This is a genomic window from Melaminivora alkalimesophila (assembly GCF_000282995.1).
Taxonomy (GTDB): Bacteria; Pseudomonadota; Gammaproteobacteria; order Burkholderiales; family Burkholderiaceae_C; genus Melaminivora; species Melaminivora alkalimesophila.
Genome location: NZ_ALEE01000464.1, coordinates 1 through 4739, shown reverse-complemented (window position 1 = coordinate 4739; position 4739 = coordinate 1). Strand labels below are relative to the sequence as shown.

5 protein-coding genes are annotated in these 4739 nt (G+C 70.8%); 2 read left to right on the top strand and 3 right to left on the bottom strand.

Annotation, left to right across the window (positions count from 1 at the left end):
• Positions 1 to 69: 69 nt before the first annotated feature.
• A complete protein-coding gene (locus A612_RS09050; protein WP_019374177.1) occupies positions 70 to 1491 on the top strand; it encodes a peptidylprolyl isomerase in 1422 nt (473 codons plus the stop codon).
• Positions 1488 to 2261 carry a 16S rRNA (adenine(1518)-N(6)/adenine(1519)-N(6))-dimethyltransferase RsmA gene (rsmA, locus tag A612_RS09045; protein WP_040436466.1) on the top strand — a complete coding sequence of 258 codons (774 nt, stop codon included), beginning with the start codon at positions 1488 to 1490 and terminating at the stop codon, positions 2259 to 2261. The genes A612_RS09050 and rsmA overlap by 4 nt, the downstream gene beginning before the upstream one ends.
• A gap of 209 nt (positions 2262 to 2470) precedes the next feature.
• Here rsmA and A612_RS09040 read toward each other — a convergent pair whose 3' ends face one another.
• From A612_RS09040 to A612_RS09030, 3 genes are all read right to left on the bottom strand, one after another.
• The gene (locus A612_RS09040; protein ID WP_040436465.1) at positions 2471 to 2896 is read right to left on the bottom strand and encodes a barstar family protein; all 426 of its coding nucleotides are present in this window, start codon (positions 2894 to 2896) and stop codon (positions 2471 to 2473) included.
• Positions 2897 to 3005: 109 nt separating this feature from the next.
• Positions 3006 to 3401 (bottom strand): guanyl-specific ribonuclease, encoded by a 396-nt coding sequence (locus A612_RS09035; RefSeq protein WP_019374174.1) that lies wholly within the window; start codon positions 3399 to 3401, stop codon positions 3006 to 3008.
• A 158-nt stretch (positions 3402 to 3559) separates the two neighbouring features.
• On the bottom strand, positions 3560 to 4739 hold a 1180-nt coding region (locus A612_RS09030), incomplete at its 5' end, for a phosphate acyltransferase (protein ID WP_019374173.1).

Below are 4739 nucleotides of genomic sequence, written 5' to 3'. Positions count from 1 at the left end.
CCGCCGCGGCGGCGGGGTCCACCCGCGCCGCCCCCCTTCCGCCCCAGGAACCCCACCGCCTTCCACGCCATGACTTCACGCGCTCTGTCCCCGGCCCGGGCCTGCCTCACCTCGGCCCTTGCCGCTGCCGCCCTGCTGGCCGGCGCCACGGCCTTCGCGCAGGGGCTGCGCCCACCCGCCACGGGGGGTGGGCAGGCAGCGCGCCTGCCGGCCAACGCCACCGAGCTGCTGCCGGCCCCGGGCGGCTCCGGCAGCAGCCTGCGCGCGGCCGACTTCATCGTCGCCGTGGTCAATTCCGAACCGATCACCAACAACGAGGTGCGCCAGCGCGCCGAACGCACCGCCCAGCAGCTCATGGCCCAGGGCGCGCCCATGCCCCCGCGCGACGTGCTGGCGCGCGAGGTGCTCGAGCGCCTGATCCTGGAGAAGGTGCAGGTGCAGCTGGCGCGCGAGAGCGGCCTGAAGGTGGACGACTGGGCCGTGGACCAGGCCGAGCAATCGGTGGCGCGGCAGAACGGCGTGCCGGTCGAGGAGATGTACCGGCGGCTGGCGGCCGACGGCATCGGCCGCGAGCGCTTCCGCGAGGACCTGCGCAGCCAGCTGCTGGCGCTGCGCGTGCGCGAGCGCGACGTGGAGGCGCGGGTGCGCGTGAGCGAGCTGGACATCGACCAGTACCTGCGCGAGCAGCAGCAGTCGAGCGGCCCCTCGGGCCTGGAGCTCAATCTCGGCCACATCTTCATCCGCGTCCCCGAGGACGCCACACCGGCGCAGTCGGCCGAGCTGCAGGCGCGCGCGCAGCAGCTCATGGCCGAGCTTCAGCAGGGCGCGGACTTCGCCGCGCTGGCGCAGCGCGCCTCCGACGCCCCCGAGGCCGCCCGCGGCGGCGAGCTCGGCCTGCGCCCCGCCGCGCGCTACCCGGACCTGTTCGTCGGCGCCACGCGCGACGCTGCGGTGGGCAGCCTGGTGGGGCCGCTGCGCTCGCCGGCGGGCTTCCACATCCTCAAGGTGCTGGACAAGAGCCGCGCCGGCCTGGCGGCCACGGTGACGCAGAACCACGCACGCCACATCCTGCTGCGCGTGCCGCCGGGCACCACTGAGCGCCAAGTCGCCGAGCGCCTGGAGGAGCTGCGCGAGCGCGTGGTGCGGGGCCAGGCCGACTTCGGCGAGCTGGCGCGCGAGGTCTCGCAGGACGGCAGCAGCAAGGACGGCGGCGACCTGGGCTGGGCCTCGCCCGGGCGCTACGTGCCCGAGTTTGAGGAGGCGCTCAACGCCCTCTCGCCCGGCGAGATCAGCCATCCGGTGGTCTCGCGCTTCGGCGTGCACCTGATCCAGCTGCTGGAGCGCCGCCAAGCCAAGCTCACCCAGCGCGAACAGCGCGACATGGTGCGCAACGTGGTGCGCGAGAAGAAGCTCGACGAGGCCTACGCGCAGTGGCTGCAGGAGGCCCGTGCGCGCGCCTACGTGGAACTGCGCGAGCCGCCGCAGTGGTGAGCCGCCCGCACGTCGCGCGCAAGCGCTTCGGCCAGCACTTCCTGTCCGATCCGGCGATCATCGACGCCATCGTGCGCGCCATCGACCCGCGCCCGGGCCAGCCGGTGGTGGAGATCGGCCCCGGCCTGGCGGCGCTCACGCAGCCCTTGGTCGAGCGCCTCGGGCGCCTGACCGTGATCGAGCTCGACCGCGACCTGGCCGAGCGCCTGCGCCGACACCCCCAGCTGCGGGTCGTCGAATCCGACGTGCTGAAGGTGGACTTCGCCCAGCTGGCCGATTCCCTGGGCGCGCCGAAGCTGCGGGTGGTGGGCAACCTGCCCTACAACATCTCCTCGCCCATCCTGTTCCACCTGCTCGGGCAGGTGGAAGTGGTGGAGGACCAGCATTTCATGCTGCAAAAGGAGGTCATCGACCGCATGGTGGCGCAGCCCGCGACGGCGGCCTACGGGCGCCTGTCGGTGATGCTGCAGTGGCGCTACGCGATGGAGGACGTGCTGTTCGTGCCGCCCGAGGCCTTCGAGCCGCCGCCGCGCGTGGACAGCGCGGTGGTGCGCATGCGGCCCCTCGCGCAGCCGCCGGCGGTGGACGTGGCGCTGCTGTCGCAGCTGGTGCAGGTCGCCTTCAGCCAGCGCCGCAAGCTGCTGCGGCACACGCTGGGAGCCTGGATGCAGCAGCACGACCGGCACGCGGACTTCGACCTGCAGCGCCGCGCCGAGGAGGTGCCGGTGGCGCAGTACGTGGCGCTCGCACAGGCGCTGGCACCCCGCTGAGCGGGGCTGCGCTCAGGCGGCCGCCAGCCAATAGCCGGTGTTGAAGGGGCTGCTCATGCGCAGCGCCTGGGGCGTCACGTCCACCAACCAATCGGTGGGCAGCGCCTGGTCGAAGGCACCATCGAGGGCGATGGGCCGGGTGGCCTGGTGCGGGGCATCCTGCGATGCCGCGCTGGCCCGTCCCGCCTGGCCGGCGGATGCGGAACGGGCTACAGAAAAGAATAGAAGCAGCGGAAGGCGATCTTGCGCTCGGCCCAATAGTCGGCCGCCTCGCGGAACACGTCCAGCAGCTGCTCGCGCACTTCCTTGTCGAACTTCGGCGTGGTCGGGATCTGGTCGAGCACCACCACGAAGCCCGGCTGCGGGCCGCACTTGTGCAGCGGGTCCGTCATGCAGTCGTACAGCGCATCGAAGTTCTTGCCGAAGTGCGCCGGGAAGGTGAACTGGGTGGCGATCAGCTCGAGCACATCCTGGCGCGTCTGGGCATGCGCCAGGTTGGCATACAGGAAGTGCTGGCCCAGGATGCGCGCCGTCTCCTGCAGGTCGTGCACGCGGAAGGCACGGATGGACTGCACGATGTTGGGGCGCACACCGCGTAGAAGGGTTTCCTGTTCCTTGCGAAGTGGCGTTTGCATCTCCGTTGCTCTTTCTCTTCAGGGGTCCATGGAATGGATCACCGCCTGCCGTCGGCGGGCTGCAGGCGGTGGGAGGGGGGCGTGCGTGCGGACCGGGAGCACGGGGCGCTCATGGCGCGATGACCCGGAAGCTTGCATAGTGGTCGCCGCTGTAGTAGCAGGCCTCGGGCAGGCGCGGTGGCCCGCCGCAGACGATGCGCCGCGCGCCCCGGTGGCGCACGCCGGGCGTGGGCACCGTGTATTCCCGGTAGTAGCCGCGCCGGGCCGCCGGCAGCAGCCGCTCGCGGTTGCCGAAGACCGTGCCGTCCTTCTCGTAGCGGAACGGGCCGCCCGCCAGGATCAGCGCATAGGTGGCGCGACCCTGCGCGGGCAGCTCGGCCAGGGGAATGGGCTGCACGACGGCCAGCTCGACCGGCGCGCGGGCCTGCCCGGGCAGGGCCAGTGCCGCGCCCAGGGCGCACGCCACCAATGCCTTGCACGCTGGCAGGGCCAAAGCCTTCAGCATCCGCTACACCTTTTTTCAAAAACTCCGGGTTAACCCGAAATTTCGACCCGCAAGTGTGACAAAAAGGGCGGGCAAAAGCAAGCGCCTGCCCACCAATGGGGCAGGCGCGGCGGCCGATTGAAGGTTTTTTGCCTTTTTTTCGCCGTTTTTCCGTGCGATCAGCGGTGGCTGTTGGCGTCCGCCACGGTGAAGGCCGTCATGTTCACGATGCGGCGCACCGTGGCGCTGGGGGTCAGCACCTGCACCGGCGCGCCGGCGCCCAGCAGCATCGGACCGATGGCGATGCCGCCGCCGGCGGCGGTCTTGAGCAGGTTGTAGGAGATGTTGGCGGCGTCGATGTTGGGCATGACCAGCAGGTTGGCGCTGCCGGCCAGCGTGCCGTGCGGCATCAGCTCCAGGCGCGCTTCCTCGTCGAGCGCCACGTCGCCGTGCATCTCGCCGTCGACCTCCAGCCAGGGCGCCTGCTCGCGCAGCAGTTCCAGCGTGCGGCGCATCTTCACGGCGCTGTCGTGGTTGCTCGAACCGAAATTGGAGTGCGACAGCAGCGCCGCCTTCGGGCGGATGCCAAAGCGCATGATCTCCTCGGCCGCCATCACCGTGATCTCGGCCAGCTGCTCGGCCGTGGGGTCGTAGTTGACGTGCGTGTCGACGATGAACACCTGCCGCCCGGGCAGCAGCAGCGCGTTCATTGCGGCGTAGGTGCGGGCGCCGGCGCGCTTGCCGATGACCTGGTCGATGTAGTTGAGGTGGTGCACCGTGTGGCCCCAGGTCCCGCAGATCAGGCCGTCGACCTCGCCCTTGTGCAGCAGCATCGAGCCGATCAGCGTCAGGCGCCGGCGCATCTCGATCTTGGCGATCGGCACGGTGACGCCCTTGCGCTCGGTCATGCGGTGGTAGGTCTGCCAGAAGTCGCGGTAGCGGTGGTCGTCCTCGACGTTGACGACATCGTAGTCAGCGCCTTCTTTCAGGCGCAGGCCGAATTTTTCGATGCGCTGGGCGATGATGGCCGGGCGGCCGATCAGGGTGGGGCGCGCGATGTGCTCGTCGACCACGATCTGCGCGGCGCGCAGCACGCGCTCTTCCTCGCCCTCGGAGAAGGCGATGCGCTTGGCGCTGGCGCCCTTGGCGGCCATGAAGATGGGTTTCATCATGGTGCCGGAGGCGTAGACGAAGGTCTGCAGCTGGTCGCGGTAGGCGTCCATGTCGCTGATCGGGCGCTGCGCCACGCCGCTGTCGGCCGCCGCCTGGGCCACCGCCGGCGCGATCTTCATCATCAACCGCGGATCGAAGGGCTTGGGGATCAGGTACTCGCGCCCGAAGGCCAGCGGCTCGCCCGTG

Excerpts from the sequence above, each read along its gene's own strand:
- A612_RS09050 (WP_019374177.1), top strand. The coding sequence starts at position 70 with ATGACTTCACGCGCTCTGTCCCCGGCCCGGGCCTGCCTCACCTCGGCC.
- A612_RS09040 (WP_040436465.1), bottom strand. The coding sequence starts at position 2,896 with ATGCAAACGCCACTTCGCAAGGAACAGGAAACCCTTCTACGCGGTGTG.
- A612_RS09035 (WP_019374174.1), bottom strand. The coding sequence starts at position 3,401 with ATGCTGAAGGCTTTGGCCCTGCCAGCGTGCAAGGCATTGGTGGCGTGC.